At 67.3% G+C, this 26,926-nt stretch carries 26 protein-coding genes; 14 read left to right on the forward strand and 12 right to left on the reverse strand.

Annotation, left to right across the window (positions count from 1 at the left end; translation table 11 throughout):
* Window positions 1-101: 101 nt before the first annotated feature.
* From LOC57_RS12430 to LOC57_RS12440, 3 genes are all read right to left on the reverse strand, one after another.
* On the reverse strand, window positions 102-305 hold the full coding sequence (locus LOC57_RS12430) for a cold-shock protein (protein ID WP_227913533.1): 204 nt from the start codon (window positions 303-305) through the stop codon (window positions 102-104).
* Window positions 306-516: 211 nt separating this feature from the next.
* The gene (locus LOC57_RS12435) at window positions 517-1,134 is read right to left on the reverse strand and encodes a LytR C-terminal domain-containing protein (RefSeq protein ID WP_227913534.1); all 618 of its coding nucleotides are present in this window, start codon (window positions 1,132-1,134) and stop codon (window positions 517-519) included.
* Window positions 1,135-1,202: 68 nt separating this feature from the next.
* Entirely contained in the window at window positions 1,203-1,511 is a 309-nt protein-coding gene (locus LOC57_RS12440) for a DUF3263 domain-containing protein (RefSeq protein ID WP_227913535.1), read from the reverse strand.
* 140 nt (window positions 1,512-1,651) lie between these two features.
* Here LOC57_RS12440 and LOC57_RS12445 point away from each other — a divergent pair, with 140 nt between their 5' ends.
* Window positions 1,652-2,431: a uracil-DNA glycosylase gene (locus LOC57_RS12445; RefSeq protein ID WP_227913536.1), complete on the forward strand. Its 780-nt coding sequence runs from the start codon at window positions 1,652-1,654 to the stop codon at window positions 2,429-2,431.
* Between the two features lie 28 nt (window positions 2,432-2,459).
* Window positions 2,460-3,314, forward strand: a complete 855-nt coding sequence (locus LOC57_RS12450; RefSeq protein WP_229960094.1) for a siderophore-interacting protein — start codon at window positions 2,460-2,462, stop codon at window positions 3,312-3,314.
* Window positions 3,315-3,604: 290 nt separating this feature from the next.
* On the opposite strand, the gene LOC57_RS12455 is transcribed toward LOC57_RS12450, so the two are convergent.
* From LOC57_RS12455 to LOC57_RS12470, 4 genes are all read right to left on the reverse strand, one after another.
* Window positions 3,605-5,494 (reverse strand): threonine/serine ThrE exporter family protein, encoded by a 1,890-nt coding sequence (locus LOC57_RS12455; RefSeq protein ID WP_331460670.1) that lies wholly within the window; start codon window positions 5,492-5,494, stop codon window positions 3,605-3,607.
* Window positions 5,495-5,552: 58 nt separating this feature from the next.
* The gene (locus tag LOC57_RS12460) at window positions 5,553-6,626 is read right to left on the reverse strand and encodes a lipid II:glycine glycyltransferase FemX (RefSeq protein ID WP_229960096.1); all 1,074 of its coding nucleotides are present in this window, start codon (window positions 6,624-6,626) and stop codon (window positions 5,553-5,555) included.
* 142 nt (window positions 6,627-6,768) lie between these two features.
* The gene (locus tag LOC57_RS12465) at window positions 6,769-8,343 is read right to left on the reverse strand and encodes an MFS transporter (RefSeq protein WP_227913539.1); all 1,575 of its coding nucleotides are present in this window, start codon (window positions 8,341-8,343) and stop codon (window positions 6,769-6,771) included.
* Between the two features lie 36 nt (window positions 8,344-8,379).
* The gene (locus tag LOC57_RS12470) at window positions 8,380-9,864 is read right to left on the reverse strand and encodes a CYTH and CHAD domain-containing protein (protein WP_227913540.1); all 1,485 of its coding nucleotides are present in this window, start codon (window positions 9,862-9,864) and stop codon (window positions 8,380-8,382) included.
* 142 nt (window positions 9,865-10,006) lie between these two features.
* On the opposite strand from LOC57_RS12470, the gene LOC57_RS12475 reads away from it, so the two are divergent.
* On the forward strand, window positions 10,007-10,984 hold the full coding sequence (locus LOC57_RS12475; protein ID WP_229960147.1) for an aldo/keto reductase: 978 nt from the start codon (window positions 10,007-10,009) through the stop codon (window positions 10,982-10,984).
* Here LOC57_RS12475 and LOC57_RS12480 read toward each other — a convergent pair.
* Window positions 10,981-11,139 carry a hypothetical protein gene (locus LOC57_RS12480; RefSeq protein ID WP_442860178.1) on the reverse strand — a complete coding sequence of 53 codons (159 nt, stop codon included), beginning with the start codon at window positions 11,137-11,139 and terminating at the stop codon, window positions 10,981-10,983. The two genes, LOC57_RS12475 and LOC57_RS12480, sit on opposite strands and share 4 nt — an antisense overlap.
* 169 nt (window positions 11,140-11,308) lie before the next feature.
* Here LOC57_RS12480 and LOC57_RS12485 point away from each other — a divergent pair, with 169 nt between their 5' ends.
* From LOC57_RS12485 to LOC57_RS12500, 4 genes are all read left to right on the forward strand, one after another.
* On the forward strand, window positions 11,309-13,012 hold the full coding sequence (locus tag LOC57_RS12485; RefSeq protein ID WP_229960098.1) for a glycoside hydrolase family 13 protein: 1,704 nt from the start codon (window positions 11,309-11,311) through the stop codon (window positions 13,010-13,012).
* 35 nt (window positions 13,013-13,047) lie between these two features.
* A complete protein-coding gene (locus LOC57_RS12490) occupies window positions 13,048-14,064 on the forward strand; it encodes a LacI family DNA-binding transcriptional regulator (RefSeq protein ID WP_229960107.1) in 1,017 nt (338 codons plus the stop codon).
* A 143-nt stretch (window positions 14,065-14,207) separates the two neighbouring features.
* A complete protein-coding gene (locus LOC57_RS12495) occupies window positions 14,208-14,591 on the forward strand; it encodes a DoxX family protein (RefSeq protein WP_227913543.1) in 384 nt (127 codons plus the stop codon).
* A gap of 9 nt (window positions 14,592-14,600) precedes the next feature.
* A complete protein-coding gene (locus LOC57_RS12500) occupies window positions 14,601-15,578 on the forward strand; it encodes a hypothetical protein (protein ID WP_229960110.1) in 978 nt (325 codons plus the stop codon).
* Between the two features lie 20 nt (window positions 15,579-15,598).
* On the opposite strand, the gene zapE is transcribed toward LOC57_RS12500, so the two are convergent.
* Window positions 15,599-16,669, reverse strand: coding sequence for a cell division protein ZapE (zapE, locus tag LOC57_RS12505; RefSeq protein ID WP_229960111.1), 1,071 nt, complete (start codon window positions 16,667-16,669; stop codon window positions 15,599-15,601).
* 230 nt (window positions 16,670-16,899) lie between these two features.
* On the opposite strand from zapE, the gene LOC57_RS12510 reads away from it, so the two are divergent.
* The 7 genes from LOC57_RS12510 (at window position 16,900) to LOC57_RS12540 (ending at window position 24,024) form a co-directional block, all read left to right on the forward strand.
* The gene (locus LOC57_RS12510) at window positions 16,900-17,190 is read left to right on the forward strand and encodes a DUF1540 domain-containing protein (RefSeq protein ID WP_227913546.1); all 291 of its coding nucleotides are present in this window, start codon (window positions 16,900-16,902) and stop codon (window positions 17,188-17,190) included.
* A gap of 3 nt (window positions 17,191-17,193) precedes the next feature.
* The gene (locus tag LOC57_RS12515) at window positions 17,194-18,069 is read left to right on the forward strand and encodes an HNH endonuclease (RefSeq protein ID WP_229960113.1); all 876 of its coding nucleotides are present in this window, start codon (window positions 17,194-17,196) and stop codon (window positions 18,067-18,069) included.
* A gap of 12 nt (window positions 18,070-18,081) precedes the next feature.
* Entirely contained in the window at window positions 18,082-18,465 is a 384-nt protein-coding gene (locus LOC57_RS12520; protein ID WP_227926659.1) for an RNA-binding S4 domain-containing protein, read from the forward strand.
* Between the two features lie 134 nt (window positions 18,466-18,599).
* On the forward strand, window positions 18,600-19,427 hold the full coding sequence (locus tag LOC57_RS12525; RefSeq protein ID WP_229960115.1) for a tyrosine-protein phosphatase: 828 nt from the start codon (window positions 18,600-18,602) through the stop codon (window positions 19,425-19,427).
* Between the two features lie 11 nt (window positions 19,428-19,438).
* Entirely contained in the window at window positions 19,439-21,277 is a 1,839-nt protein-coding gene (nhaA, locus tag LOC57_RS12530) for a Na+/H+ antiporter NhaA (RefSeq protein WP_229960117.1), read from the forward strand.
* A 94-nt stretch (window positions 21,278-21,371) separates the two neighbouring features.
* Window positions 21,372-22,130, forward strand: a complete 759-nt coding sequence (locus tag LOC57_RS12535; protein WP_229960119.1) for an SDR family NAD(P)-dependent oxidoreductase — start codon at window positions 21,372-21,374, stop codon at window positions 22,128-22,130.
* A gap of 244 nt (window positions 22,131-22,374) precedes the next feature.
* Window positions 22,375-24,024, forward strand: a complete 1,650-nt coding sequence (locus tag LOC57_RS12540) for an HNH endonuclease signature motif containing protein (RefSeq protein WP_229960121.1) — start codon at window positions 22,375-22,377, stop codon at window positions 24,022-24,024.
* A gap of 111 nt (window positions 24,025-24,135) precedes the next feature.
* Here the strand turns inward: LOC57_RS12540 and LOC57_RS12545 are convergent, their stop codons facing one another.
* The 3 genes from LOC57_RS12545 to LOC57_RS12555 are packed head-to-tail and all read right to left on the reverse strand — an operon-like array spanning window position 24,136 to window position 26,885.
* Window positions 24,136-24,903, reverse strand: a complete 768-nt coding sequence (locus tag LOC57_RS12545) for an SDR family NAD(P)-dependent oxidoreductase (protein WP_229960124.1) — start codon at window positions 24,901-24,903, stop codon at window positions 24,136-24,138.
* Window positions 24,904-24,963: 60 nt separating this feature from the next.
* Entirely contained in the window at window positions 24,964-26,205 is a 1,242-nt protein-coding gene (locus LOC57_RS12550) for an MFS transporter (RefSeq protein WP_229960126.1), read from the reverse strand.
* Window positions 26,206-26,225: 20 nt separating this feature from the next.
* Window positions 26,226-26,885 (reverse strand): peptidyl-tRNA hydrolase, encoded by a 660-nt coding sequence (locus LOC57_RS12555; RefSeq protein WP_229960128.1) that lies wholly within the window; start codon window positions 26,883-26,885, stop codon window positions 26,226-26,228.
* Between the last annotated feature and the right edge of the window lie 41 nt (window positions 26,886-26,926).

A 26,926-nucleotide genomic window follows, 5' to 3' on the forward strand; every position in this document is an offset into this window, starting at 1 on the left:
ACCCCCACAAACACCCGCGGGGGCCCACCCCCGCCCGCCCCGGGGGCCCCCCCCGCTGCGGATCCCGTCCCCAAGCCGGGCGGATGTAGTGCATAACCGGCCTAGACTGCCCGGACTTCCTCGGCCTGCGGACCTTTCTGCCCCTGGCCGATTTCGAACTCCACCCGCTGGCCCTCTTCCAGGGTCCGGTAACCGGAGGCCTGTATCGCCGACCAGTGGACGAACACGTCCGTTTCTGCCTCGTCGAGGGTGATGAAGCCGTACCCCTTCTCCCCGTTAAACCACTTGACGATCCCCTGCGCCATGATGTTTCTCCAACCTAGATTCCAATGCAGCCCTCCGGCGTCGCACTTGGGCTCCGGAGCCGCCGGCCACTGCGCAGGCTTTCGATTCCAGTGGAGACCGAGGCCAGCGCCGCAGACCGGCTGGCAACACTCTAACCACAGTGACGTACATCACAAGTGGGTTGTTGATAACGTTATGGTCTTTTTACACCCTTGGGGGTTGGCGCTCTTCCTACCGGAAGCCGGGGGCCAGGACCACGGTGACGTTCGTGAATCCGGGCGATTCCACCACGGTGGGAATACCCAGGTCGGCGCCCAGCTGCTGGGCGTTCACGGCTTGGGCCGGGTTGCCGTAGTAGACGGCTGTAACCTGCTGGGGTGCTCCGGTCCAGTTCCCAACCGTGCCCACGGCCCATCCGGCACCGGACACACGCCCGGAGACATTGGCGCCAAGCCCGCTCACGCCGCTGGCGTTCAGCACCACAACCGGCTGCGTACGGTCTACCGCAGGCTCAGGCGCAGGCTCGGGCACGGGTTCAGCAGTGTCGCTTGCCGCCGGCGTGGGCTCAGCACTATCTTCGGGCTCAGCCTCTGCGGGCTCACTCGATGCGCTCGGTGCCGGCGTAGCGGTGGACTGCGCTTCAGCGGACGGCCCGGGGTTGCCCGCGCCAATGCCCAGGCGCGGCAGCACGAAGTAGGCGGCGAGGCCGATCATGAGGGCAAGCACACCCACGGTGATCAACAACCCCAGTCCGCTCGAGCGGGTGGGGATAAGGCGTTCACGGTGCACGCCCTGCCGCGCCGAGGTCTCGGGGACCTTGTCGAACTCGTCCCGGGGATATTGGCTCATGGTGGAAATTTCATCCTTGCTCTGAAGGTGCCGTGTTCAACACGCCGGCGTTGGTGGCTAACGCCGGACTAGACGCCCGTGCCCAGTCGGCGGGCGGTACGGGCCTGCTGGCGGCTCGTTCGTAGTCTACGCAATCGCTTGACCAGCATCGGATCGTGGGCGAGGGCTTCTTCGGTGTCGATCAGTGCGTTGAGGACCTGGTAATACCGTGTTGCCGACATACCGAACAAATCACGGATTGCCTGTTCCTTGGCTCCGGCGTACTTCCACCAGGCCCGCTCCAAGGCGAGCATCTGCTGTTCCTGGGCCCCCAGCGGGCTGTCCGGATCCACGGTGCCGTCCAGCGAAAACCGTTCGGCTTCTGTCGATTCCGCCACATACGCTCCCAAAAAAGATCCCGTTTATACCTACCTGCCATGCTAATTGGCAATAACACAGTTGTCATTTAGGTGGCCTGGGGAGCTTCGCCGGGAGGCGCCGGTTGTCCTTCCGGAGAAAAATACCGAAAACTGGAGCAGTGACAACAAATGAACCACCGCTCTTTGCCTACAGCGCTGTTCCGGAACCGGCGGATGACATCCCGTTCCCTTTCGCCGCCCCCACCCCCCTGTCAGCGGTGATGGCGGCGGACTGGGCCGAGGCATTGGCTCCCGCTGTTACCGGCTTCCATGAGATCGCCGCGGATTTGGACGCCGAACGGCGTGCCGGCCACAGCATCCTGCCAGCCCCGGGGAACATCCTGCGGGCCTTCCAGCGCCCGCTGTCCGAAGCAAAGGTGCTGATTGTCGGACAGGACCCGTACCCCACGCCTGGACACGCCGTCGGACTGTCCTTCTCGGTGGACTCCCGGGTGCGCCCGCTGCCGCGCAGCCTGAACAATATCTTTACCGAGCTCCATGCCGACCTCGGCGTGACGCCCGGCCCGTCGGGAGACCTCACGCCGTGGGCGGAGCAGGGGGTGCTCCTGTTGAACCGGGTACTCACCGTCCGTGCCGGCGCAGCAGGGTCACACCGCCGCCGCGGCTGGGAGGAAATCACGGAGCTGGCGGTCCGGGCATTGGCCGCCAGGCGCCGCCCGGACGGAACCCGTCCCCCGCTGGTTGCCGTGTTGTGGGGCCGGGACGCTCGAAGCGTTGTCCCGTTCCTCGGGGGCTCGCCCACGGTGGAATCGGCCCATCCCAGCCCGCTCTCCGCTTCCCGCGGGTTCTTCGGTTCCCGGCCGTTCAGCCGCGTTAATGAGCTGTTGGCGGAGCAGGGCGCCGAACCGGTGGACTGGCGGCTGGGCGCGGTACGGTAGTTTGAGCGATTCCCTAGGAGATAAGTCCATGCCAGAAACTCCCCCGCGCCAGCAGCCCGGCGATTCCGCACCGCGGAAACCGCGGCCGCTGGTGACGCTGGAAGTCCTCCGCCGGGAGCAGATCAGCGAGCACATGGTCCGGATTGTTGCCGGCGGTTCCGGTTTCGACCGGTTCACGCCCAGCACCTGCGCTGATGCCTACTGCAAAATCTGGTTCGGGCCGGACGGAGCGCCGATCGACGGCACGGAGGACCTGGAGAGCATCCGTGCCCGGAGCGAGCGCGACCAGTGGCCGGTTTCGCGCACCTACACCATCCGGAGCGTAGACCGGCTCGCCCGCGAAATCAGCATCGATTTTGTGGTCCACGGCGATGAAGGCCTGGCCGGACCGTGGGCTGCACGGGCGCAGCCCGGCCAGCACCTGACCTTCTCCGGTCCGGGCGGAGCCTTCAACCCCAGCCCGGACGCAGACTGGTACCTCCTGGCAGGCGATGAGTCCGCGCTGCCCGCTATCGCCACCGTGCTCCGGGCGCTGCCGGCCGACGCCGTTGGCCAGGCCTTCGTGGAAGTGGCCGGTCCGGGTGACCGGCAGCAGATCAGCAAGCCGGCGGGCGTGGAAGTGACGTGGCTGTACCGCGGCAGCACTCCGGCCGGCCGAAGCGGGCTGCTCGCGGAAGCCCTCGCTGCAGCCCAGTGGCAGGACGGAACCGTGCAGGTCTTTGCACACGGCGAACGTGAGGCGATGAAAGCCCTGCGGGACATCCTGTTCAGCCACCGCGGGCTGGAGCGTAGCCAGGTCTCCCTCTCGGGCTATTGGGCCGCCGGGCGCACCGAGGATATTTTCCAGGCTGAGAAGCGCACCCCGGTGGGAAAGATCCTCTAGTCCCGCGCCTGCTGGCGGCTGCCCCGAACTTCCCACGCTGTGGGACTGCTGTTACCCGTGGGGTCACATTGGCCCCTCTGGTACCGAAGCGTGGGAATTCCCGTTCCCAGCCCGAACCGGTCGTCCACTTCCACCCCGGTGGTGCCAAGTCCACTAGCCGGTGGGCCTTCTTCCGGATGGTGGATCCTCCACCCCCCCCGGCCCCCGCAGTCGGCCGATCCTGGTGTCCGATGTGCCGCCCGCACCCGGGCACAAAAAAGCCCGGCCCCTGCGGGCCGGGCTCTTTGCGGTCAGCGCCGCCGGTTGCGGCGGTCGTTGCCGTTGAGGTTCCGGGTGAAAGGCCGTCCCAGGTTGTCACCCAGGACCACGCCGCCGGAGATGGCCAGGATGACGGTAAGGGCGTCGAACAGTCCCACCGCACCTACATACATGTCCTCGGCATCGATGCTCAGCCCGTACATGGAGCGGAAGATCGCCAGCCCCGGGAACAGGAACAGGACCGCCGGCACCGCTACGATCAGCTGCGGCGCCTCCATCCGCAGGGCCACAATCCGCGCCACCATACCAATGAAGATGGCGGACACGGCCGGCGTCAGGCGCGGACCCACCCCGCCGGCGTCGGCCACCTGGTAGACCAGGAAACCGGCCACGCCAATCAGCACCGTGGGCAGAACCAGCCTGCGCGGCGACTGTTCCACAATGCAGATGGTGGCCAGGGCGATGGCCAGCAGCAGCACCGTCACCGGGAAGGAGTATTGGGATGAGGCCACGTCCGTGACGTTCAGCCGCCCCATCCCGAAAAGCGCTCCCGCCACGAGGGCGACGGCGATGCCGGCCACCAGGGCGCCGAAGGTCAGGAACGCGGACAGGAACCGGCCCGAGGCGGTAACCGGGAACCCGTTAATGGCATCCTGTACGGCCGAGACCAGCCGGCCGGTGGGCAGCATCAGCAGGATGCCGCCCGCCACCACGATGCCGGGCGAAATGGGAACCTGCATGGACCAGAACAGCATCGCCATGGCCGTAACCACGAATCCGCTGGCCGCCGTCGTAAAGAAGTCCGGCACACGCCAGCGGCCCAGCACACGCTGGAGGAGGCTGACCATCACCGTGCCGGCGAAACCCACCAAGGAGGCCAGCGGTCCCCCACCGATGAATCCGACAATGGCTGCGGAGAAGATCCCCGCGGAGAACGTGACGGCCCAGCGCGGGAACGGCTTGGGCTGGTGCGTGATCTCGCTGAGCCGGTTGGCGGCTTCCGCGCGGGTCAGGCCGCCGTCGATGATTTCGGTGACCAGCTGGTGGACCAGCCCCAGCCCGGCATAGTTGTTGGTCCAGGAGCGAACCACGCGCATCACGGTGATGGGTGTCTGGTCCTTGGGCGAATAGTTGAGCAGCACCGACTGGTTGGTGATGTCCACTTCAATGCTTTCCAGCCCGAAGGCAGCGGTGACCGCGATGATGGCGGTTTCCACTTCCAGCGCGCCAGCCCCGTAGCGGAACATGGTTTCGGCCATGCTGAGGGCCAGGTCCAGGGTTTTGCGCGCATTGGCGTCCGGGCCTCCGGTACGCACCAACGGATTGGCGTAGGGGCTGCCGGCCAGCCGCTCCACAATGGACATGGCCTGAGTGGGCGGGTTTTCGCCTTGCACGAGGCGACGCAGCATCCGCTTGGCTGCTGCGGAGGACCGGTCTGTGCGGACGGCGGTGGAGCTCAGCGGCGACGTACCTGCCGGAACGTTTTTGCGTGTCCGTGCGGGCCGTTTTTCCCGCGGCACAGCCGGCTTGCGGCTACGTTCGGGCTGCGGCGGCCGAAGGGCCTTGGACCCCACCGGGCGTACCACGGACGTGGTGGGCGGCGGCGGCTTGGGCCGGGTGCTGCGCAGTGCCGCGGTGGGAACGTCTGCTGCCGGACGGGCCGAGCCCGGGGCCTTCGACGGCGGAGTGGGCGCCTTAACGCCGCCCCGCTGGGACCCGACGGGCCTTGCTTTCCCGGTCTGGGCCTTCCCGTCCTGCGCCTTTCCCGCGGAGGCCTTCCCTGTGGAGGCCTTCCCCGCCGGTCGCTGGCGCCCGGCGGGGATGCTGATCACCGGGATCAGCCCTGCGGACGGGTCCGGATTCGGTGCCGACTCCGGATTCGGTCCGGACTTGGGGCGGTCCGGACCGGACGTGTTCTCCAAGGGGCTCACCCTTTCGCCTCTGGTTCCGGGTCCTGCCCGGTTTATCTGGTGGTACGGCTTAGTAGAACGGCTGCTGGTGGCGGCGCCAGTAAATCTGCCGCGCCGCCTTTTCACCTATGGTGTTCCAGATCCGGTACCGGACGGGATCCACCACGTAGTCATAGCAGCCAACGAAGTCGGTGACCGTTTTCGAGAAACTGGTCTTGAACAGACCCAGCCCGTGATGCGGGTGGCTCTTGTCCTTGAGCTGGTTGCTCGGCGGGGTGCCGCAGAAGTCGTAGGACGTGATGCCGCATTCGTCCTTGAGCTCGTTGATGGCGGTCCACTGGACCAGGTGCGAATCTCCGTATTGGGACCGCTTGGGTTTGGAGCCGCCGTCCTTGTAAGTGCCCTTGTTCCCGTAGGCGATGACAAAGGCGCCTACGGTGGGTTCCCCGTCTTCAAAGGCGAAGTAGAAGCGGCCCTGCCCGGCGGCCACAAAGTTGGACCAGAACCGGTGGTAGTACTCGTAGGAACGCATCTTGGCCGAGGACCGGTCCTCGATGTGGGCCATCAACTGGTACATGGTCCGCATGTTTTCCTCCGTGGGTTCCACCCGGCGCACATCGGCGCCTTCACGGATGGCCCGCCGCACGGCGTTGCGGCCGCGGGAGGAGAGGTTCTTCAGCAGCTGCTCGGAATCCGGTGTGGTGTCCAGCAGGGCGGTGGAGTCGTTGGGCTGCAGGTTGAACGTTTTAATGAAGCCGGCACCGGTGAACAGTGCCTGCACCTCTTCGCTGTCCTCAATGTCGGGCTCGACTTTGATGGCGAAGACCTTGCGCCCGGTCTGCTTGATGAAGCGGGTCAAGGCGTTCACCACCAGCGGCACGTCTTCGGGCGCGGCGACGTCGGGGCCCTTGATCAGGTACCAGAGGCTGCCCAGAAGGGGAACCTTCTTCTCGATGGCGAGGGCGTAGGTGGTGTAGTCCGGTCCCGTAAAGGCCAGGTACACGGGGTTCCAGCCGTGGTGGGACTTCACCTCCGCGAAGGATGCGGACTGCAGGACGTTGCCGCCGCCGGGGTTCGCCAGCACGTGCTTATCCCAGTTGTCGATCTCCTCGGCAGTGGCCAGGCGTGCACTAAAATCTCGCAAAATACCTCAACTAATGGTTTGTTCACTGCTTCGTTTTCAGCGCATCCGGCAGGTGCGCCGGCCTGCTCGTGAAAAGCGGGCCTCGAACCGGCTCCCAGTCTATCTGTTGCAGCACCGCCCCCACGAAACTTCCTCACCGCCCTCAGCCCGGCGCCGGCAGGAACCAGCGGACCCACGGTTCTTCTTCCGTCAGGTCCCAGGCCCGCTGGATCAGCTGCCGGTCCTCCCCCGTAGTCCGGGTCTGTTCCTGCCTCAGGTACTCCCGCCAGCTGGGTACGTCGTATATCTCCCGGAACTGGTCCCGGTCGGTGATGGAATGCACCAGTTCCCAGTGCGTGGCGCCGGTCCGCATCCGGCTGAGCCGAACCTCATGCATGGCTTGGACAAAGGCGTCGGCCCGGTCCGCCGGCACTTCGTAAGCAATCAGCACGGTCACCGGCCCGGCATCCGGCGGGGGTTCAACGGGAGCGGGGATGTTGAGGTCCGGGTTCGGTGCCGCTGCCACACTGCGGTCCAACTTGCCGGTGCCCGGCAGCAGCGGCAGCACCAGCACACTGGCGCCAACCAGGGCCAGGACGACGGCGGCAAAAGCGAGGGTGGGGGCGTAACCGGCGCCGGTGGCTCCGGATCCCCAGAACACGGCTCCCACGGCCTGGGACCCCGCGGAGATCATCAGGTAGATGGACAGTCCGCGGGCACGCACCCATTCGGGCAAGGTCAGCTGCATAGCGGCGTTGAGGGTGGAGAAGGTGAAAATCCAGGCCATGCCGCTGGCTACCAGCAGGATTGCCACGGCCCAGGCGGGCCAGTACCCGGCGGCGAACGCGCCTGCGGCGAACACCACCGAGCTGATGCCCAGCAGGGCATTTTCACCCACCACCTTGCGTGCCCGCGGCAGGAGCAGGACGCCCAGGATCGCGCCGGCGCCCAGCGCACCGAGCAGCAGCCCGTAGCCGGTGGATCCCAGCCCCAGGTGTCCGTTGACGGCCACCGGAAGCAGGGCATACAGCGCGCTGGCCGGAAACACGAAGAGCCCTAGGCGCAGAAGGATCCGCCGGATCCGCGGCGCCGCCCGGATGTAGCGCATGCCGGCGGCGAGCGCTTCGCCCATATGCTCTCGGTCCGCGGCTCCCTGATCCGGGGCACGCCATAGGTAGATGGCTGCGGCTGTGCCAATGAAGGAGACGGCGTTGAGGCCGAACACAAAGGCCGGACCCACGAGGGAGACCAGCAGTCCGGCAATGGCCGGGCCCACGGCCCGGGCAGTGTTTATTGCCACGCTGCCCAGGGCAGACGCCGTCTGGATCTCCTTGCGGGGAACCAGTTCAGGGGTGATGGCTTGCCAAGCGGGGGTGCTCAGTGCAATGCCGCACCCGATCAGGAACGTATAGAGGAGCAGGGAATCAGGGTTTAGCAGGCCCAGGGCGGCCACTACGGTGAGCGTGGCTGCGGCACCGGCGGCAAAAACGTTAGCGCCCAGGATCAGCCGGCGGCGGTTGAAGGCATCCGCCAGGACCCCGGCAACCAGCCCCAGCAGCAGGGAGGGTGCCAGGTTTGCCGTCTGGACCAGGGACACCAGGGCAGGATTCCGGCTGTTCTCCACCAGGAACCATTGCGCGCCAACGGTCTGCATCCAGGTGCCGATATTGGAGCCGAGCTGGGCCAGCCACAGGATAAGGAACATCCTTCGCCGCAGCGGCGACCAGGGTGAGTCCATACCGGTTCCTTCCGTGCGGTGCATCCGGTCATCTGGTCAGGGGCTGGAGGGAAATCCCTTCCATGCATGGGCAAACCGCTCCCGCGCCGCCTCGGCATTGGCTTGTTCCAAGGCGTGCAGCCTGCCGTAGGTGAACCCGTTTTCCCCGGCCGCTGAAGCCGCAGCCCCCATGCGCCGCAGGTAGGCACGGGTCACCACGCTGTCCTGGTACTCGCCGAGGATTTTCTGCATGTGTTCAGCGGCTTCCACCGTGGCTCCGGCTTCCTTCGGCGCCACCGGTTCCCATACTTCGGCGGCGTAGCGCAGCCGCTTAGCGTCCTTGCGGGCCTCGTGCATGGCCTCGGCGTATTCGTCGCCGTCCAGGTCCCGGGCCTCACGGACCCTGCGGTGCAGCCGTTTCCGGTCCCGGCGGATCATCCGTGCGGCCGCCGGGCCTGCAGGGTCCGCCGCCGTCGTTGTCCATACCGGTTCCGCCAACAGGGTTTCCAGCCGGTCCAGCGCGGAGAAGTACCGTCCGGACCCCAGGGCCTCACGGATGCGTCCGTAGGCCTGGCGGTAGTCATGGAGCAGTTCCTCGTCGATCCGTGCCGCGACCGGCCCCATGACCAGGTCGACGGGTTCGGCTTCCACCAGGTCCCGAAGCCGGTGCCGCATCACCTGCGCGTCCCGGGCTTCGCCCAGGACCCGGGCCAGCCACCGCAGCTCCCCGCGCAGTGAACGCGCCGGTTCCCGCTCGACGGCGGTGCGGTAGCTGGCCAGCGCGGAGCGGAGCCGGCGGGTGGCCACGCGCATTTTGTGCACCCCGTCCGGTTCTCCCCGGCGGACCCGCGGCTCGTGCCGCAGAAGCTCGGCGAACTGCTCACGCAGATAGCGCTGCAGCAGATCCCCGACCGGGCTGTCGGCGTCCAGCGCTTCCTCCGGTCCGACGGCGGGTTCCTTCCCTTCCGCCGGCTCCGCTTCCGCCGGATCCGCCCCGGCCTGCCGCAACAGCGCCTCGAGCTGGTCGGCCAGCACGGTGTCCGGCGCCGCAGCAATCCAGTTCCGGCGGATCCGGGGCACTGCTCCCGGTGCCGCACCGGCGTCGTGGACCTCAACCGTTTCATCGGCAACCCAGCCTGCCGCGCCGCCGCCGCTGTCCAGCAGCGGATACGTCGTCACCCGCGCTTCGGCGGTTTCCACCGGTTCGAGCGGTCTGCCCCGCAGCACCGCCTGGAATCCGTCCACCAGTTCCGGTGGCACATCAGCAGGATCCCCTGCCGCTGCGGTGCGTGCGTCCGCCTCCGATTCGCCGGGCAGGGCCGTGCGGACCCAGTGCGTCCCGTCCTCGTCGCTGATCCGGGACACCGCCAGCCCGTGCCGCCGCAGAGCGCTGTCCTCCGTGTCATACCGGGTCTCGGAGCGGTGCCCGGTGCGTGGTTGCCCTACCGCGGCCACTGCGGGGAGCTCGTGCAGCGGTGGAAGCATCAGCGCTTCGGCGGCGGAGAATCTCAGGGGGCTTTCGGTACCAGTTCCGGCAACCATGTGCGCCAGTATAGGTCGGCCGCGGCTGCTCCGGGGAGTCCCCCCGCACTACCGGCAGTGCGGGGCCGCAGGTAGCATCGCGGCATACGAAACTCGAAAGGGAGCGGATATCCAACCGGCTCGGAGGCCTTCGATGAACTCAATGCGGTACGTCAAACTCGGAAATTCCGGAGCCACGGTATCGGCCATCGGCCTGGGCTGCATGGCTTACGGCGACCCCGACCGCGGCACCCACCGGTGGACGCTGCGGGAGGAAAGCGCCAGGCCGCTGATCCGGCGCGCGGTGGAACTGGGGATCAACTTCTTCGATACTGCCAATGTGTATTCGGCCGGGCACAGCGAGCAAGTCCTGGGCGCCGCCGTCGCCGAATACTGCCGTCGCGACGAGGTGGTGCTGGCCACCAAGGTGCACGGCGAGATGGGGCCCGGTCCCAACGGATGGGGGTTGTCCCGCAAGCACATCCTCTGGCAGGTCGACGCCAGCCTCCGGCGGCTGGGCACCGACTACATCGACCTCTATCAGGTGCACCGCTGGGACGGGAGCACGCCGTTGGAAGAAACCCTGGCCACCCTGGATGAACTCGTGACCGCCGGCAAGGTGCGGTACCTGGGGGCATCCACCATGTATGCCTGGCAGTTCACCAAGGCGCTGTTCCTGCAGAAACAGCACGGCTGGGCGCAGTTCATCACCATGCAGGACCACTACAACCTCTTCTACCGCGAGGAAGAGCGGGAAATGCACCCGCTGTGCCGGGACCAGGGGATGGGGGTGCTCCCGTACTCCCCCCTGGCCCGCGGCCGCCTCGCCCGTCCTTGGGGAGCACGGACCGCGCGGCTGGACTTCGACGAACCCGGCAACCAGTTCTACGCCGGAAACGAAGAGGTTGACCGCCGGGTTGCCGACGCCGTGGGTGAAGTGGCCGCCGGCCGCGGGGTAAGCCGCGCCCGGGTGGCGCTGGCCTGGGTGCTGGGCAACCCGGCGGTCACGGCGCCGCTGGTCGGCGCCACGGATGCGGCACAGCTCGACGACGACGCAGCGGCCCTGGACCTGCAGCTCACCGACGAGGAGTTCCGCCGGCTGGAAGAGGACTATGTACCCCGCCCGGTGGCGGTTCTCTAGCCCTTGACGGACCCAGCGATCAGGAACCCGTCGGTGGAGGTAATGAAGGACAGCAGACCCACGATGGCCGGGATAGGCGTGGCCAGGCGCAGGATGATCGTGAAGAACACCTGGATGTGGCTGGCCCCGACACACGTCAGTGTAAGCGTGTGCACCCAATCCGTCCACCGACTTGCGCTGTGCCGTTGAAGTGGATCAGCTTGCTTACTGTTGCATGCCTCAAAAAACCCGGTATTGCGGTTCAAAAGGGGGCAAACGCGCGCTGCAGCGAAACGCAATGGAAGCGTTTGCATTTTTTGCCGGAACACACCCTAGGATGTGGGCATGCTCAGTTCTGTACTTCATGATTCTTCGGCCCTGGCCCTTGTACATCCCGCCCCTGCGGACCGTGAATGGTGGCGCTCTTCGGTGATCTACCAGATCTACCCCCGCTCGTTCCGGGACCTGAACGGTGATGGGATCGGAGACCTGCAGGGCATCACCGCAGAACTCGGAACACTGGCAGAACTGGACATCGACGCCGTCTGGCTGTCCCCCTTCTACCGGTCGCCCCAAAAAGACGCCGGCTACGACGTCGCCGACTACCGGTCCGTTGATCCCATGTTCGGCACCCTGGAGGATTTTGACGCCCTCGTCTCCGAAGCCGCCGGGCACGGCATCCGCGTCATCGTGGACCTGGTCCCCAACCACTGCTCCGACCAGCACACCCTCTTCCAAGCCGCCCTGGCCGCCGGCCCCGGCTCCCCCGACCGGGACCTGTTTATCTTCCGCAACGGCACCGGAGAGCACGGAAACAACCCGCCCAACAACTGGCAGTCCCACTTCGGCGGCCCCGCCTGGACCCGCATCACCGAACCCGACGGCACCCCCGGTCAGTGGTACCTGCACCTCTTTGACTCCTCCCAGCCGGATTTCAACTGGGACTCACCGGCAGTGCACGCGGAATTCGAGCAGACCCTGCGCTTCTGGCTGGATCGCGGCGTCGGCGGCTTCCGCGTGGACGTCGCCCACGCCCTGATCAAGAAATCCGGGCTGCCGGATTGGGGCGGCCGCGCCGACGGGTCCTCCTCCGAGGGCTACCCAGGGGCCGAGGCCCCCATGTTCGGACAGCCCGGCATCCATGACATTTACCGGTCCTGGCGGAAAATCCTGGACTCTTACGACGGAGACCGGGTGCTGTGCGCCGAAGCGACCATCGACCCGCTCGACCGGCTGACCGACTGGGTTCGGGCCGACGAAATGCACCAGACCTTCAACTTCGCCTACCTGCACCACCCCTGGCATGCCCCGGCAGTGCGCCACGTCATTGAATCCTCGCTGCGCGCCTTCGACAAGGTAGGCGCCCCTACCACCTGGGTGCTCTCCAACCACGACGTCGTCCGGCATGCCAGCCGGTTCGGCATCACCACCCATCAGGAACGGCCAGGCGACGGAATTGGATCATCGGATCCGCAGCCGGACTACGGCCTGGGCATCTCCAGGGCCCGCGCGGCAACCCTGCTGATGCTGGGCCTGCCCGGCGGCGTGTATCTGTATCAGGGCGAAGAACTGGGTTTGCCGGACCACACCACGCTGCCGGATGAATACCGCCAGGACCCCACCTTCCACCGCACGGAAGGCGCACGCCTGGGCCGGGACGGCTGCCGGGTGCCGCTGCCCTGGACGCCGGACGCCCCGGCACTGGGATTCAGCGACGCCGGCCAGGCCTGGCTGCCCCAGCCTGAGGGGTGGAACGCCCTGGCCCGCGGCGTCCAGCAGGCCGATCCCGATTCCACGCTCAACCTCTACCGGACCGCACTGGAACTGCGCCGCAGCCTGGACCTGGGCAACGGTTCGCTGGCCTGGTACCCCGGGTACGATCCGGAGTCCGTCCTGGCCTTCGTCAACGGCGGCACCGCGGCCCTGATGAACATGGGCAGCGACCCTGTGCCGCTGCCCGACGGAGAGCTGGTGGCGTGCAGCATCAACGGCGCCGTCATGGACGGTGACCTGCTGCCCAACCACAGCGCCTGGGTTCGGCTAAGCTAGCCAACCGCACCCGCAATCGCTCCGGAGGAACACCCGTGCCAGGAATCAAAGACGTCGCAGCCCACGCCGGCGTCTCCGCAGCCACGGTGTCCCGCGCGCTCAGCGGCAACGGTGCGGTCTCCGCAAGCACCCGCCGGAGGGTGCTTGCGGCAGCGGAGGAGCTGGGCTTCGTCATCTCCTACAACGCTTCCTCCCTTGCCTCGGGCCGGACGCGGAATGTGGGAGTGGTGTTGCCCGGTGTGGGGCGCTGGTACTTTGCCAAGGTGCTGGAGGGCGCGGCGTCGGCCCTGATTGAGGCGGGCTACGACCTGACGCTGTACAACACCGGGGACGGCCCGGGGCACCGGGAAAGCGTGCTCAAGGAGATGCTGCGGCGAAAACGGCTGGACGCGGTAATCACCGTTGCCCTGCGGCTCACCGATGAAGAGCTGGCCCAGCTGCGGGCGGTGGACAAGCCCATTGTGGCCATTGGCGGTCCGCTCCCGGGCACCGCGGCCATCCGTGTGGACGAGGTTGGCATTTCGGCCCTGGCCACCGGGCACCTGATTTCCCTTGGACACACGAGGATTGCCCATATCGGCGGCGGTGAGGAACTGGAGCGGGACTTCCAGCTTGGCGGAACCCGGCGCACCGGGTACGAAGGAGCCATGCGCGATGCCGGCCTCACGCCCGAGCCGGGCTGGGTGGCCAGCGCTGAATTCTCTGTGGCCGGTGGTTTCCGGGCCGCCAAAGCCCTGCTGGCCCGGCCAGACGTCCGCCCAACAGCAATTTTCTGCGCCGCTGACGAGATTGCCGTCGGCGCCATCCTGGCCGCCCGGGACCTGGGGCTTCGGGTGCCGGAAGACCTCTCCGTGATTGGGATTGACGGCCACGACATGGGCGAAGTCTTCGGTCTGACCACCATCTCGCAGAGCCCCGAGGGGCAGGGGGCTGCTGCTGTGGCCGCCGTCCTGGCGCTGATGCGCAACGAGCCGGTGGACGATTTCGGGTTTTTCCCCACCGAGTTCGTGGTCCGTTCCAGCACAGCTGTTCCCGGCAGGTTGCGCGCCTGAACGATCCGGCGGACGCGTGTCACATTGGTTATTGCGCCACGCCCGTTATTGCAGAGATCCCGCGGGGACGGCCATGCTTAGGTTGAGATTGGTCCACTGCCTCCTTTTCCCGCGCCCTGTTACAGAAAGACGTCTGGATACGCATGCTGTCTTTGGTCTTATGGCTCATCCAGCTGGTGTTGGCACTGCTTTTTGCCGGGGTCGGATTCATGAAGCTGTCCCAGCGGCATGCCCGGCTTGTGGACAATCTTCGCTGGCCGGAGGACTTTCCCGCCGGCACCGTGAAGCTCATTGGGCTCCTCGAGGTTCTGGGCGCCGCCGGGTTGGTGCTGCCGGAGGCAACCGGGTGGCTGCCTGTGCTGACCCCCGTTGCTGCGTCCTGCCTGGCGCTGATGATGGCATTGGCCATAGTGGTCCATGTCCGCCGCGGAGAGCGTAACCGCATTGCCTTGGCGGCCATCCTGATGGCCCTCTCGCTGGTGGTTGCACTGGGCAGGTTCGGTGCCTTCTCCGCCCTGGGCATGTAGGAGCCTCGAGTGGCTGCCGCTTCCAAACAACCCGAAAATCCGCCCCTTGCCCGCGTGGTGGCGGACCTCTACGCGCTCCTGCCCTCCGAGTTCACCGCCGCCCGCAACGCCCGCGCCGCCGATGCCGGACGGAACGGAGACAAGGACCTGGCCAAACGCATCAAGGCCCTGCCCAAACCGTCCACCGCAGCCTGGCTCGTGAACCTGCTGGCGGACCGGAAGCAGGATGACCTCGCGGCGGTGCTTGACCTCGGTGCTGCCCTGCGGGAAGCGCAGGAGGACCTGGACCAGAAGCAGCTGCGCCGGCTGAGCACCGAACGCCAGCGGCTGCTGCGTGCCATCGTCCGATCGGCCCGGGACCTGGCCGCGGACCTGGGCCATCCCGTCAGCGAGGCCCTCGCCGGCGAGGCGGAGCAGACCCTTTGGGCCGCAATGACTGATTCAGCGGCCGCCGACGCCGTTGCCAGCGGACAGCTGGTCCGCTCCCTTGCTGCCAGCGGCTGGGAAGAAGTGGACCTCGACGGCGCAGTAGCGGATCCGGACTCGGTGCGGCCCGCCCGGAGCGGGTCCGGGGACCGTACCGCAGCCACCAGCGGGACAGCTCCAAGCCCGGCGAAGGGCGCCGGGAAAGATTCTGCCGCCGACAGCCGCCGCCGGGCCGCGGCCGAACGGTTGGTCCGGAAGCTGCAGTCCGAACTGCAGGACGCCGAAGGCGACGAACGGACAGCGCAGGAGGCGTTCGACACCGCCCAGCAGGAAGTAGATGAAGCAGCCGGCCGCCGCGACCGGCTGACGGATGAAATCGATGACCTGCGCGAACGGATCCGGGAGCTCGAACGGGAGGTCTCGGCAGCAGACCGGCAGGCCGGGCGGCTGGAACGCGAACGGGACACTGCCCGGCGGGCGGCCCGCTCTGCCCGCCGCTCCGTGGAAAAAGCCCGCCAGAAGCTCGCCGATGCCCGGGACGCAGCCGACGCCGGGAAATAGGTACGGAGAATGAAGGCGCCCTACGGGACCGGCCGGAGCATGCCGAACCGGCTGCGAATCCGGGCCAGGTCGGTGGGATGGCCCGTCCCGGGGAACACGCCGTCGTAATCCGGCAGGCCGATCACATCCAGCCGGCACCCGGCGTCGTACAGCACGTCCACCACATTGCCGAAGCGCTGCCAGCCGTAGGGGCTGGAACCGCCGGTTTCCGGCACGCCGCAAATCACCCAGTGCCGCCGGGTGGAGGCGAGCTGCAGATAATCCGAGGTGGCGGACTGGGCGTGGCAGAGGTCCTCGAAGTCGAACCAAAGCTGCGTCCCGTCATCGCGCAGGGCCTGCAGCGTCCGGGTACCCGGGGTAAGCTGCGCCGCTTCCTCCGGCCCCGGCAGTGACAGCCCGGCGCGGGCCAGCAGGGCCGGAGCGCACCGGCGCAGGTGATGCCCCGCGGCGAAGCCGTTGGTGTTCCGGGCGGTTGTTCCGGCGGTAGGCACGGTCCGGTAATCCACACCTGCATCCAGCGCCACTACCTGAATATTCCCGGTGATCAGTGCGATTCCCGGTTCAAAGAGGTGATGGAACATCGGATCGGGCAGCAGCTCGGCAGGGGCGTAGTTGGACGTGGCCACCAGGACTATCCCCCGATCCAGCACCATGCGCAGCATCCGGGTGATGAAGGCGGCATCGGCCGGATCATTGACGTGGAACTCGTCGAAGCACAGCAGACGCACGGTGCCCAGCATCTGGTCCAGTGCAGCGGCGAACGCTGACTCGCGCCGGTAGCCCGGGTTGCCGTAGCCGGCGAAGACGCGGGCGTGCAGTTCGCGGAAGAAATCGTGGAAGTGCAGGCGGCGTTTGGCCTGGATGTCCACCGACTCGAACAGGGTGTCCAGCAGCCACGTCTTGCCCCGGCCCGGCGGCCCCCACAGATAGACGGAGGCGTTCCCGGCGGCCGGTTCGGGCGAACGCGCTGCAGCGGCGGCGCTCACGAGGGCGGGCAGGGCGGCCAGCTGTCCCCGGTCCAGGTCCATGCCCTGCATGCCGGCGGCCCGGCGGAATTCTTCAGCGGCATTGTCAGCCTGGACGGTACACATGCTTCCGTTCTACCCAACCGGCAGTCCGGCACAAAATGCGTACCGGCTGTCCGGCCGGCTGCGCGCGGCATAACCGGGCCGCCTAACAAGGCTGCAAACCGGCACAAACCGGCACAAATAGGTGCAGGAAATTCGGCCTAATTATTCCAACCGGGCGGTGGTACGGTCGGAGTCCGGCACGGAACGAATAACCATTGCTGCAAGCGGACTAGCCCCGCTATGGAGGAATCATGACCGACCATGTTGCCAATGTCCAAGACTGCTCCGTCACCAACTGCGACTTCAACCATGAGGGCTGTACGGCTTATGCCATCACCGTGGGCGGATCGCGGGAGCATGCCAGCTGCTCCACTTTCATTGATACCTCGGCCACCGGCGGCCTGCCCAAGGTCCTGGCCCAGGTGGGCGCCTGCCAGCGCAACGAGTGCAGGTTCAACGACCACTTGATGTGCGACGCCCACGACGTACGGGTAGGGCCGGGCGCCGAACTGGCGGACTGCCTGACCTACCAGCCTCGGTAACCGATGCCCTCAGTTCTTCTCGCCTCCAACGTTGAGCTGCCCGAGCCCTGGCCCGGCGGTTTCGCCCCGGCCGTGGCCGCTCTGGCCGGCGGCGGAAAGGTGCAGCGGCGGTTTGGCGTGGCCGCCGGGAACCGGGTTCCGGTTCCCGCGGGGACCGAGGTCTGGCTGCTGCAGCGCGGCAGCGACCTGCGCGGCCCGCGCGGGTTGGTTGGCCACGGCACCGTGCCCGGCCCCCTTGCTTCCGGGGGCACCACCCTTGAGGTGGATTTCGATCTCTTGCTCCCCTTGGGCGAGCAGTTGCCCATCGCCCTCCTCCTTCAGCGGATGCCCGGGCTGCCTTGGGCTGGACGGGCCGGCCTGAGCGCACTTCCCGACGCCGCGGTTCCGGCCCTGCGGCGCATCTGGTCCGAATTCATCGGCCCCCAGCCGGACCCGGTGGTTCCCGGCCCGGGGTCCGTTGGCGGCCAGTGGCTGCGGCAGCAGCACGTGAACCGGTTTGAGCAGGACGCCGAGGCGCGGCGGGTGTGCCTGGCTTTCCACGGTGATGCCTGCGCTGCCTGCGGACTGGACCCCGCCAGCCGGTACGGCGCAGCAGGTGCCGGCGTGATTCAGGTGCACCTCCTGGTTCCGGGTCCGGATCTCGCCGAGGACTACCGCCTGGATCCGGTGAGCGATCTGGTGCCGCTGTGCCCCACCTGCCACGCCGTGGCCCACACCCGGGTGCCGGACCCGTTGACCCCGGCCGAAGTGCGCGGACTGCTAGCTGCTTCAGGAAAAGACGCAGGGACCGGCCCGGGAACCGCCGTCGTCGGCCGCGTTGTCAGTGCACGCCAGCTGCAGGCGCAGGAAGACGCTGACCGGCTGCGGGGATTTCGCTAGACTCGAAGATCCATGAGCATTCCAGCGAGCACCTCCAAATCCGTCCGCGTGGACGCCTGGCTGTGGGCCGTGCGTGCCTACAAAACGCGGTCCGCGGCCACTGCCGCCTGCCGTGCCGGGCACGTCCGGCTGAACGGCAACCCGGCCAAGGCCGCGCAGCCGGTACAGCCCGGCGACACCATCCGTGTGCGCCAGCCCGGTTTCGAACGGATCCTGGAAGTACGCCAGCTGATCAGCAAACGCGTGGGCGCCGAGGCGGCGTCGCACTGCTTCACCGACCACACGCCGGCCCGTCCAGCAGCCCCCGCGCTCGGCATTCCGGTGCGGGACCGGGGCGCCGGCCGGCCCACCAAAAAGGACCGCCGCGAACTGAACCGGCTGCGCGGCGGCAGCTAACCTGCTGCGGCGGTGTCACAGCTCACAGCGGGGGCAGCCGCACACGAGCATTTGCGTGCCTAAGATGGTGCCAACTGTTCTCCGGGACGCTGCCGGCACCGTTGCGGACCACATCCAGCAGAAGGAACCCAGGTATGCCGCAAGCACCAACTCCTCCCCCGTCCCGGCTTGCGAACCTGCGCGATTTGGGTGGCATCGCGGTAGCGGGCGGACAGGTCCGGCCCGGCTTGGTCCTGCGCGCCGACGACGTCGCCACCACCACGCCGGAGCAGGTCGCCGAGCTGGTGGAGGCAGGCCTGCGCACCGTCATCGATCTCCGCTCCCCCGAGGAAGCACAGCGGACCGGGCGCGGTCCGTCCGCCAATCACGGTGTGGAGTATCTGGCCCTGCCCCTGACTGATGCCATGGGTGCTCCGACCGAGCGGGCCAGAGACCTCCTGGCCTCCGTCCGCACCCCTGAGCATGTGGGCCGCTGGTACGCGAAGATCTTCACCGCCCAGAAGGAAAGCCTGGTGCGCGGACTCGAAGCCGTGGCCGATTCCCCGGGCGCCGTGCTTTTCCATTGTGCTGCCGGCAAAGACCGCACCGGCCTGTTCGCCGCGGCGCTGCTTTCAGCGCTGGGAGCGGATCCGGAGGCCATTACCCAGGACTACGCCAAGACGCAGGAACGGTTGCCTGAGGTATACCGGCGGATGGGGTTGAAAGACCTCAGCGGCGGCCTGGATATTCCGATGGACCACCCGGTGCTTGCCGCGCATCCCGCAGCTATGCGGGCCATGCTGGACACGCTGGCCGGACGGGCCGGTGCTGCAGCCGGGGCTGGCGGGGCCGGTGGCGCCGACGGGGCCGGTGGCGCCGGCGGGGCCGGGGCGATGGCGGTGCTGCGTGCCGGCGGACTGACCTCGGAGTTGGTGGGCAAACTTCGCAGCCGGCTGGTGCAGCCGGTGCCGGCCCAGGTGTAGGGGGCCTTCCGGTGTCCGCCCGCCCGCAGCGCATTGCCTCTGCCCCCGGGAGGGTCAGCACGGGCCCCAAACGGCCTGCTGCCCTGTTGCTGCTGGCCACGCTCGCAGCGGTGCTGTGGGCCAACGGAGTATGGGTGAGCCCATCATTGGCCGGCTCCTACGAGAAGTTCTGGGCGGCTACCGTAGAGGTGCGCGCCGGCGGAATGGACCTCGAACTGACCCTGCGCGAACTGGTCAACGATGTTTTGATGGCCGTTTTCTTTTTCGTCGTCGGGTTGGAGGTGCGCCGGGAATTTGCCCTGGGAGAACTGACCAACCGGTCCCGGGCCGTGGTCCCGGTGGTGGCCGCGGCCGCGGGTTTGGCGGTACCGGCAGTGATTTTCCTGCTCTTAACCATGGGGACGGACAACGCCGGAGCTTGGGGTGTGGTCATTTCCACGGACACTGCCTTCCTGCTGGGCGCCCTGGCCATAGTGGGCCCCAAAGTTCCCGGCCGGCTGCGGATCTTCCTGCTGACCCTGGCGGTGGTGGACGACGTCGCCGCCCTGAGCGTCATCGCTGTGGTCTACACCGATCACTTGAATCCCCTGGCCCTGATCCTGGCCTTCGCCGGATTGGTCGCCGTCTTCTGCACCCGGTACCTGTCCCGGGGCCGCGGTCCCGCCTATGCCGTCCTGGCGGTACTTACCTGGCTGGCCTTCTACGCTTCGGGCGTGCACCCGACCCTCGCCGGCGTCGGCATCGCCCTGCTGGTTCCGGTGTTCGCACCCGGCCGGCACCAGGTGGAACACGCATTGGACCTCGCCCGCGTTTTCCGCCAGTCGCCCAACTCCGGCTATGCCCGTGCTGCCGCGTCCAGCCTGCGGGAATCGATTTCCATTAATGAGCGTCTGCACAGCGCATACACCCCCTATGTGGACTATGCGATTCTTCCGCTTTTCGCCCTTGCCAACGCGGGGGTCCGGCTGGACGGGCAGTCCCTGCTGCGGGCAGCGCAGTCGCCGCTGGCGTGGGGCATTGTGTGCGGCCTGGTGCTGGGGAAGTTTATTGGCATTTTCGGGGCCTCGGCGGTACTGAAGCGGCTGCGGATTGGGGAATTCGGTCCTGGCCTGACTCTGGGTCGGATTGCCGGCGGGGCAGCGCTTTCCGGCATCGGCTTCACCATTGCCCTGTTCATCATCGGGCTGGCCATCCCCGATCCCGGCGTGCAGAACGAGGCACGCGTCGCTGTCCTGGCCGCGTCCGTCCTCGCTTTCGCCGCAGGGGCGGCGGTCTTCGGAGTCCTGGAGCGGCGGCGTCCCGCGGTTCCGCCGGGACAGGTCTTGGCGCGTCCGGTGAATCCGTCCCGGGACCATGTGGTGGGCCCGCCGGACGCCCCGCTTACGCTGGTGGAGTACGGGGACTATGAATGCCCGTTCTGCAGCAAGGCCACCGGCACCATCATGGAAGTACGGGAGCACTTCGGACCCCAGCTGCGCTACGTGTGGCGGCATTTCCCGCTCTCCCGCGTCCATCCGAATGCCGTGGCAGCTGCGGAAGCGGCCGAGGCAGCCGCTCTGCAGGGACAATTCCGTTCCTACAGCTCCTACCTCTTTGAGCACCAGGATGACCTGCTGCCCGAAGACCTGCTGCGCGCTGCGGAAGAGGTGGGACTCGACATGGAACGCTTCGAGGCGGACCAGCGCTCCGCCGAGGTCAGCAACCGGGTTTTGGATGATGCCCTCGACGCCGAGTCCATGGACCTGAACGGCACACCCACGTTTTTTGTCGGCACCCGCCGGCATCACGGGCCCTATGACGCCGCCACCCTCATTGCGGCATTGGAAGCGTCCCGGCCTTCCCCGTCCTGACCCGGCGCAGCCGGCTAGCCCCGGCGCAGCCGGCAAGCCCCGGTGCTGCCAGTCAGACCCGGTGCAGTCGGTCAGCCGGGTAGGCTCTGTAGCCATGGAAAAGAAGATTTTGGTCACCGGAGCGGGTCGGGGCATCGGCGCCGCAATCGCAGCGGCCCTCGCGGAGGCCGGCTGCACAGTTGCGCTGCATACGGGTCACGACGGCGAGGCGGCCCGCCGGGTGGCTGCCGCCCTTCCCGGGACCGGGCACGCCGTCGTCGTCAGCGATCTGTCCTCGCCGGAGGAATGCGAACGCGTTTTCGCTGAAGCAGTGGGGACCCTGGGCGGGTTGGATGTGCTGGTCAACAATGCCGGGGTGTTCCGGGCGCAGCCGGTGACGTCCGGGTCCTATACCGACTGGCAGCAGGCCTGGCGGCAAACCCTGGACGTGAACCTGGTAGCACCGGCGAACCTGTGCAGGCTGATGGCCGACCACCTGATGTCCCGTCCGCAGGGGCCCGACGGCGGCCGGCTGGTCAATGTGGGCTCGCGCGGGGCGTTCCGCGGGGAACCCGAGAATCCCGCCTATGCGGCCAGCAAGGCCGGACTGCACGCGCTCACCCAGTCCCTGGCCCTGTCCCTGGCTCCGCACGGCGTCTTCGCCGCCGCCGTCGCTCCGGGTTTTGTGGATACCCGGATGGGCCGGCCCGCTTTGGAGGGAGAGAGCGGTGTGGCGATCCGGGCGCAGAGTCCGTTCAACCGCGTGGCCGAGCCGGAGGAAGTCGCGGCCACCGTGGCGTGGCTGGCGACCGAGGCGCCGGTGTGGACCAGTGGCACCATCATCGATGTGAACGGTGCGTCCTACCTGCGGTGACCGGTGGGGGGTCTCTGGGGCGTATTGAGTGGCGCCTTCCGGGGTGCCTTCCGGGGTGCCTTCCGGGGTGCCTTCCGGGGTGCCTTCCGGGGTGCCTTCCGGGGTGCCTTCCGGGGTGCCTTCCGGGGTGCCTTCCGGACCTAGGTAGTCGCATTCGAAAGTCGGGTATTTGTACTTTTCCGAGGAGTCGTTTTGGCCCTGTTTTGGGCCCGGAAATGTCAGTGCCTAGTGAAATTCTTGAGGCATGGATCAGCTCGGGAACACCGAAGGGATAACCGACGAGCCAGGGACTGCACGCCGGAGCGCCGAGGGGTGGGCTGGTACCAAGGACGCGTCGGACACGGATCGCACATTAGCGGTGTTTCGGGCGGACCCGGGTGCCGGCACTGCCGCCGACGGCGGGCGTGCCTGCGGAACCGCGGGCGCAGCGGGCCCCGGCACCGGTGACAGTGCCGCAGATCCGTCCGTTTGCTCAGGTTTTCCGGATGGTTTCAGTGGAACCCTGGCGCTGGCGAACCTCGAATCCTTCGACAACCAGGCAACCGGTGAAGTCCTGGTCCGGGTCGCACACCTGATCGCGTGGGCGGAGGCGCAGCGGGCCCGGTTGCTGAACCGGATGGAAACCATTTTCCGGGAGGATTGCGCCAGTGCGACCGGCCGGGTGGAACCCGGGATGGCTTTCACCCTTGCCGCAGCGGAGTGTGCCACCCTCCTGCAGATACCGCACGGCACCGCCCAGCGGCTGATGTTCGAAGCCGGCCTCCTATCTGGCGCCCATACGGCCACGCTGGAGGCACTGCAGGACGGGAGCCTCAGCTACGGGCATGCCCAGGTGGTGCTGGACCAGTGTGAGAGTGTTCCTGCCGCCGAGCTGCCGGATTTTGAAGCTGCTCTTCTGAAGGCGGCACAAGGTCAGACCCGGTCCCAGTTCTCCGCCAAGGCCCGCCGGCTGCGGGAGAAGAAGTACCCGCAAACCCTTGAGGTCCGGCACCTCACTGCGTTCGAGAAGCGCCGAGTCTCCCTGGACCGGGAAGAAGACGGGATGTCCTGCCTGTCGGCGTATCTTCGTGCGGCGGAAGCACAACAGATCTACACCGCGCTGAGCACTGCGGCCCGCGGCGAACAGTCTGATGGGGATTCCCGGACCACGGACCAGCTGCGCTCGGACATTCTGGCCCAGTTGCTTATGGGCGGTCTTGGTTCTGCCCGGTTCGATGACGGGAGTGCACGCCGCAGAACGCGCACGGGACCTGACGGTGGTGGTTCCGGTGACGGTGGTAGTGCTGCTGGCCGCGCAGCAGGCAGCGGGCCGGAGAAAGCCCTCGCTGACGAGGACGCCGATAAATCCAGTGTCGACAAATCAGGCATCCTGCCCAGGGCGGAAATCATGGTCCTGATCAACTCCGAAACCCTGTTCGGCGCCAACGAAGACCCAGCCGAACTGCACGGCTACGGGCCCATCAGTGCCGAAGCAGCCCGCCGGCTCGCCCGCAACGCGACCCACTGGACCGGCCTCGTCCAGGACCCGGACACCGGGGAAATTCTGAGCGTGGGCAGGCGGCGGAAGGTCCCGGCCGGGCTGGCCCGTTGGTTGCGTGCCCGGGATGGGACCTGCCGGTTCCCGGGATGCCGGGTCAGCACTGCGGTCTCGGAAATTGACCACACTACGGATTGGGCGGCCGGAGGTCCCACCGACCACGGCAACCTGTCCCATCTGTGCCGGCGGCACCACCGGTTCAAAACACTGGGATTCTGGAAGGCCCGGCAACCGGAACCGGGCGTGATGGAGTGGACCTCACCGAGCGGACGGGTCTACCGAACCGAACCGTTTCTGGAACTGGCGCCACCACGCCCTGTACCGGACCGCTTAGGGGAAACAGTTCCGCCGTTCTGAGCAGAGCACCGTCAGCGAGCGCCGCAGTGGGATGTAATTTGCGAGCCGGCCCGGCTCCCCCCAGCAAAGCTCGCCGCCAAAACCCCAGCCAAAATCCCCAGCCAAAACTCCCTAGGCCTGCGGCGGCTGTCCGTTGCTGGCGGTCGTGCCGCCATCCACGGGAAGGATCGCCCCAGTGATGAAGCGAGCGGCATCGGAGGCCAGGAACAGGATCGCGTCGGCCACTTCATCGGGCTGCCCGATGCGGCCCAGGGCAATCCGTTCCGCGAACTTGGCCTTCTGCTCCTCGTCGTCCTTCTTGTCCTCCACCAGATCGGTCCAGATCAGCCCTGGAGCCACGGCATTCACGCGTACCCCGTCCTTGCCGTGGTCCAGTGCCACTGCGCGGGTGAAGTTGGTGACCCCGCCCTTCGCAGCGTTGTAGGCGCTCATGTTCCAGTCCGCGGCCATACCGGAAACGGATGACGTGTTCACAATGCAGCCGCGGCTTTCGATCAGGTGAGGCATGGCCGCCTTGGTGCCGTAGAACACTCCGGAAAGGTCGGTGTCCAGCACCCGGTGCCACTCCTCGACCTCGGTCTCCTCCACCGGCCCCTGGGAGAGCGTACCGGCGTTGTTCACAAGGATGTCCAGGTGCCCGTGCGCGGCGACGGTGTCTTCAACCAGCTTGCGGACATCGTCCCAGTTGCCCGAATCGGCGACGACGGCGGTGGCCCGGCCGCCCGGCAGATCGGCCAGGGTTTCATTGATTTTTTCGGCGACTGTGTCGGTCATGACCACGGTGGCTCCTTCGGCGGCGAACCCGCGGGCCGTAGCCTCGCCAATGCCCGATCCGGCGCCGGTGACGATTACGACCTTGCCCTCAAAACGGTTGTCCATGTGCAAAGCCTTCCTCTCAATAAGCAGGTGCCAGCGGTAGTGCCAGTCCTTACGAACCTATCACCGGGCCTTTTGGGCCGTCTCCAGTTCGTCGTCCACATAGACCGGTGCAGCGGCCCGAATGCCCGCACCTACCATCACCACGGCTGAGCCCAGCACGATCGCCAAGGGCAGGGTCCAACTGCCCGAAACATCGTGCAGCGTGCCGATGGCGAACGGCCCCAAAGCGGCCAGGAGGTACCCCACGGGCTGGATGAAGCCCGAAAGCCGGGCGGTGGTGCGAGGCTCCCGCGAACGGGCAGTGATCAGGGCCAGGGCGGTCGGGAAGGCAAACCCGGCCAGCCCCAGGCACAGCGCCCACAGCCAGGGCAGGGTGGCCGGTGCCAGCAGCAGTCCCGTGTACCCGGCCAGCATTAGAACGCCCAGGCCCGCAATGTAGAACCGCAGCCGGGAGGAGCGGGCCACGAGCGCCGGCATGATCAGCCCGCCGGGAATGCCGAGTGCTGCGATGATGGCCGCCATCAACCCCGCCTGCCCCTGCTCGAGGCCCGCATCGCGGTAAATCTGCGCCGCCCAGCCGAATTGCACGTAGGCGTGCATGGACTGCACCCCGAAGAAAATGCTCAGCGCGACGGCGGTGCGGGAGGAACGCATCTTCATTTCCCTGCGTTGCCGCTGTTCTCCCGCCACCACGTCGCGGCCGGTTTTAACCGCGACAAGGGTCCACGGGACAAAGGCCACCAGGGCCGCTGCACCCCAGATACCCAGGCTCAGCCGCCAGCCGTTGGGATCCCCTCCGGCCAGCACCCCGCCGAGCAGCAGCGGCAGGGTTGCTCCCAAAGCCAGGGTGGTTCCGTAGATCGAGTTCATCAGGGCCAGCCGCGCCCCTCCGTGGCGCTTGATGAACGCCGGAACCAGGATGTTGCCCACCGCCATGCCGGCGAAAGCCAGCACCGTCAGCAGCAGGAACAGGGCAGCGGAATTCACCAGGGACCGGAGCAGCAGCCCGGCAGCGATGGCGGCCAGAGCAAGGAGGATGGACCCGTTGATGCCTGCTTTGCGGGAAATCGCGACTGCGAGCGCCCCGACTACGGCGAAGGTCAACCCGGGCAGCGCAGTAAGCACTCCCGCTGCGGTGGCACCGATCCCCAGCCCGGCCTGCAGCTCTGCCAGCACCGGCCCCACGGACGAAGCACCGGGCCGCAGGTTCACCGCCACCAGGATGACGGCCAGCGCTGTCAGCAAGAGGGGAAGGGAAGGCCGGGTTCCGTGTCCTGCAGGCGTCTTCCGCGTCTGGCTCATTCGAAACTCTCTACCACGCCCTAGGGGCGCGGTGCGGGTTCGTCCGCGGCGATTACAACAAAAGCCGTGGCGGTGTCGGGGGCGATTTCGGTCATTCCGGCGTCGACAATCAGCGGACCGGTTCCGTCGCTTCCGGCCAGTGCAGCGAACCGTTCCCCTGCAGTGAAGCGGACGCCGGCGGGCTCGCCGGCCTCATGCCAGGCCAGTTGCTCGGCGAACGGCAGCTGCAGGAACCAGGACAGCAGGGCGTGGGCGGCCTGGGCTGAAGCCTTCCCCGTGGACATCTCAAGGTCCGCGTTGAGGACGATCACCGGCGCGGACCGCGGCCAGGGCGCCGGTTCGTCGTCGGGCAGCTGTGTGCCCGAGACCTGCAGCTTGGCCAGGTCCTTGGGCATCTGTTCGTAAGTGACCGGTTCAAAGGCAATGGACTGCGCCCGGCCCACGGTGACAGCGCCCGACGGCGCGGCAGCGGCCAAGCGGGCAAAGGTGGTGGGATTGGCACGGCGCACGGTTTTCGTGAACCGGCCGTAGAGCCAGTTTTCCCAGGCCTCGCTGTCCCCGGTGGCGGCGTAGGCGCGAACGCTGGCGACAGCGGCTGCCGCCACGGCGTCACGGTGCGCTGCGGGGTCGGTTTTGTCCACAAGCAGGACAATGGGCTGGACTTTGTCGAACGGCTGCATAACTCCAGTTTTCCATGACCGCCGGCGGGGAGGCGGACAAC

This window comes from Arthrobacter sp. zg-Y750, from assembly GCF_020907365.1.
In the GTDB taxonomy this organism is placed as follows: domain Bacteria; phylum Actinomycetota; class Actinomycetes; order Actinomycetales; family Micrococcaceae; genus Arthrobacter_B.